A 3,519-nucleotide genomic window follows, 5' to 3' on the forward strand; every position below is an offset into this window, starting at 1 on the left:
CATCAGGATGGCCACGATACACTCCGGCCCCACCCCTTGCCCGCGCAGCGTCCATGCCAGCTGATTCGCCCGCGCGTTCAGCTCCGCGTAGGTCAACTGCTGCTCCCCGTACACTACTGCCACCGCATCCGGCGTCTTCTCCGCCTGCGTCTCGAACAGGCTGTGGATCGTCGCTTTCCGCGGATATTCCGCCGCTGTATCGTTGAACGTATGCAGCAGTTCTTGCTTCTCCTGAGCCGAAACCATATCAATCTCAGCAAGCGGCGTGTTCTTCTGTTCCATTATTAACTCAAGGAAGTAAGCAAGCTGCTGCTTCAACCTCATCAGGCTCTCATGGGCATAGCGGCTTGCATCATAATGCAATACAAATGAAAGGGTATCGTCCTTCTTTTGAAAAAGTATGTGTATAAGACATTCAGAAAGGATAGGGTCAATCGTTTGATGAACGCTGTGAAGTGAAACAATCGTACCGAAACGCAATAAATTGTTACCGTTCATAGGCAGCCCGGTTTTCTCGGCTATATAAGGATGGGGGAATTTCTGATGTTTGGCGGCTTCCGTTAAGCTACTGCGCACCTGCATCAGCACGTCCCTGAAGGTACTTTCAGTGCTAAATTGATTTCGAATCGGCAATACAGCCGAAGCCACTTCTTCGCTTCCTTTTTTACTTAGTGGAGGCATGCCGACTAATAAATCCGTAACATTCAGATACCGGGAAAGAAACAGCATTGTCCCGGACATTAAGACCATGAACATTGCCTGTTCCGAGTTTTTAGATAGCAACTCTACCCGCTGTAAGGTCTCCTTCGAAAGCTGCTGCTCCACCTGCCGGAACGACTGGCCGGCTATACCGTTCTCTTTGCCTGGTGAGAGGGTTGTCGGTGCAGGAGGCTCCGCAAGCTGCTCAAGCCAATAATCAACGGCCTCCGCATATTTACCGCTGGAAGCCATAAGCCTAACGGTTAAAGAATCCATGTTTGAACCTCCAATCATTGGGTAACATCAACAATTCCTTGAAACAAACCGGGCATCCCTGCTTCGTTCATCGCCTGCTCCAAACGCAGATTCAGCTCATCGGAAGGCAGCTTTTTGCCTTTAAGAATAGTCTCAAGCAGATGCAGAACATGCTTTGTTTTCTCTACTGTCAGTTCTTTTCCGGAATGCGCTGCTTCTTCCCTCATTCTCTGGATGATCTTATACGGCTCGATCACATGTTGTTGATATTCATCCGCATTTGAGTTGTGATTTCGGGTGCATACGGCAATAGATAGGCATTTGTTTAGCAGATTCCCTGTGCTTCTTTGGCGGCTTCTCTCCAGCTCAGACCTCAGGCTGTCAAGACAACCTTGCATGGTCGATTGGATGGAATCTGCTGCATATACCTTCATTTCCGGAAAAGCTTCCTTCACAAGCGGCCCCAGCGCTTCACGAGGCCCCGTATCAACAAATGCCTCAACGGGCATAGCGGCCAGCCTGTTCAGGCAAGCCGTCCACAACACCGGTTTTATTAATTGGTCAGAGAGCAATGGAATAATATCCTGTTCACTGCTGTAAAAGTCCCCCGTAACATTCGAGACCACCGGATGCTGTAAAGGATGAAGTGTAAGGCCGCCCAAGAGTTCGCGAAACGGAGCTATGGCCGGTTCCATGAGCGGACTGTGAAAGGGAGCGCTGACTTTTAAGGGTATGACTTGTGCGCCTGCCTGTTTCAGGGAAACCGCCGCTTCTTCCACCGCGCCCCTGATCCCTGATATTACCGTTTGGTTGCCGGCATTGTAGTTAGAAGGCACGACGGTCCCCTTATTTAGTGAAATCTTCCGGCAGATCTCATTCACTTGGTCTGAGGAAAGTCCAACCACGGCATACATCAAGCCCCGGCCCTCCGGCACCGCTTCCTGCATAAATCGCCCTCTGGCATGCACTAGCCTGACAGCGTCGGAGAACGATATAGCTCCCGCTGCACATAACGCCGATATCTCTCCAAGGCTATGACCCGCAAGGACGGGCTGCTGAATTTCAACCTCTTGAAGGATGATACGGTAGGCAATCAAGCTTACGGTTAAAATGGCGGGCTGGGCGATCTCCGTCTTTCTAAGTTCCTGCGAATTTCCCTCAAAACACATTTTCCTAAGATCGAAGCCCAGTGCATCGTTGGCCAGTTCGAACAATTCCCGTGCAATCGGATAGGCTGAATGCCAGGCTTGACCCATCCCGGCATATTGCGAGCCTTGGCCCGGGAATATAAATGCCATTTTATACAAAATGCAACACCTCGTTATGTTGAATCTAATAGTGATATGTGCGCCCCTGTTAGTCAAAATGAATAAAATCGAATAATTCGTCTTCCTCTTCCTCCTGGGGAAAGAGCTCCATCTTTAATTCTTTGATGCAAATGGAAGGATCGGTTACCGTGGCTTTAATAAGTTCACAGAAGCCTTGAAGCAGTCTCGCTGCCGTCCCCTGCTCAAATAAATCCCGGCTGTACTCCAAAGATAAATGAAGGCCTTGTTCGGCTTCGGTAACAATCATCGTCAGATCCATTTTCGTTGTTGTAATCTCTTGATCCACGGACCGAACCTCAATATCCGCCAGTCTAAAACGCGCCTGCTCCATGTTCTGCAGCACCAGCATCGTGTCGAACAAGGGGTTGCGGCTCATATCGCGCCGGACGTTCAGCTTCTCGACCAGTTCCTCGAACGGATAGTCCTGGTGCTCAAATGCCGTCAGCGTCCGCTCCTTCACCTCGCGCAGGAAGTCCATAAACCGCTTGTCTCCCGACGGGGCATTGCGCAGCGCCAGCGTGTTCACGAACATCCCGATCACCGGCTCCGTATCCCCATGCGTCCGGCCCGACACCGGCGTCCCGACCACAATGTCGGTCTGCCGTGTGTACTTGTGCAGCCACACGTTATAGGCCGCCAGCAGCACCATGTACAGTGTCGCTCCGGTTTCGGCGGCAAGCTGCTTCAGCCCTTCGGTCACTTCCGCGCTGATCTGCGCATGAACCTGTCCGCCTTCGCTGCCAGGCACCGCCGGACGCATCCGGTCGGCCGACAGCTCCAGCACCGGCGCTTCCTCCGCATAAACCGACAGCCAGTACGCCTCATGCGCTCTCATCTGCTCCACCCCGAGCGTGCCCTGCTGCCAGACCGCGTAATCCTTGTACTGAATCCGCAGCGGTGCCAGCTCTACGCCGGCATACGCCGCCATGAAGTCCGATACCAGCAGGTTCATCGACACGCCGTCCGACACGATATGGTGCATGTCCCACACCAGCCAATACCGCTCCTCCGACAGCCGCAGCAACCCGGCCCGCAGCAGTGGCGCCTCGTCCAGCACGAACGGCCGCACGAAGCTCCGGGTGAGTTCTCTCGCTTGTCCCTCATCCGCATCCCGGCATACCCATTCCAGCTCCACGTCTTCATGTATCTGTTGTCTCGGCTCGCCGTCGATCCACGTGAACGACGTGCGCAGCGATTCGTGACGGGCAATGACCGTGCGGATCGCTTGCTCCAGCCG

General features: G+C 53.1%; 3 protein-coding genes. All 3 read right to left on the reverse strand.

Features of this window, described 5'->3' with window-relative positions; translation table 11 throughout:
- Positions 1-975: condensation domain-containing protein (locus F1379_RS29385; RefSeq protein WP_162551319.1), on the reverse strand; the 975-nt coding region annotated here is incomplete at its 3' end.
- A 14-nt stretch (positions 976-989) separates the two neighbouring features.
- The gene (gene fabD, locus F1379_RS29390; RefSeq protein ID WP_239004863.1) at positions 990-2,252 is read right to left on the reverse strand and encodes an ACP S-malonyltransferase; all 1,263 of its coding nucleotides are present in this window, start codon (positions 2,250-2,252) and stop codon (positions 990-992) included.
- 58 nt (positions 2,253-2,310) lie between these two features.
- Positions 2,311-3,519, reverse strand: a 1,209-nt coding sequence (locus tag F1379_RS29395) for a condensation domain-containing protein (RefSeq protein WP_239004862.1), incomplete at its 5' end; no start/stop codon positions are given.

The organism is Paenibacillus tepidiphilus (assembly GCF_008635795.1).
GTDB classification, from domain to species: Bacteria; Bacillota; Bacilli; order Paenibacillales; family Paenibacillaceae; genus Paenibacillus_AQ; species Paenibacillus_AQ tepidiphilus.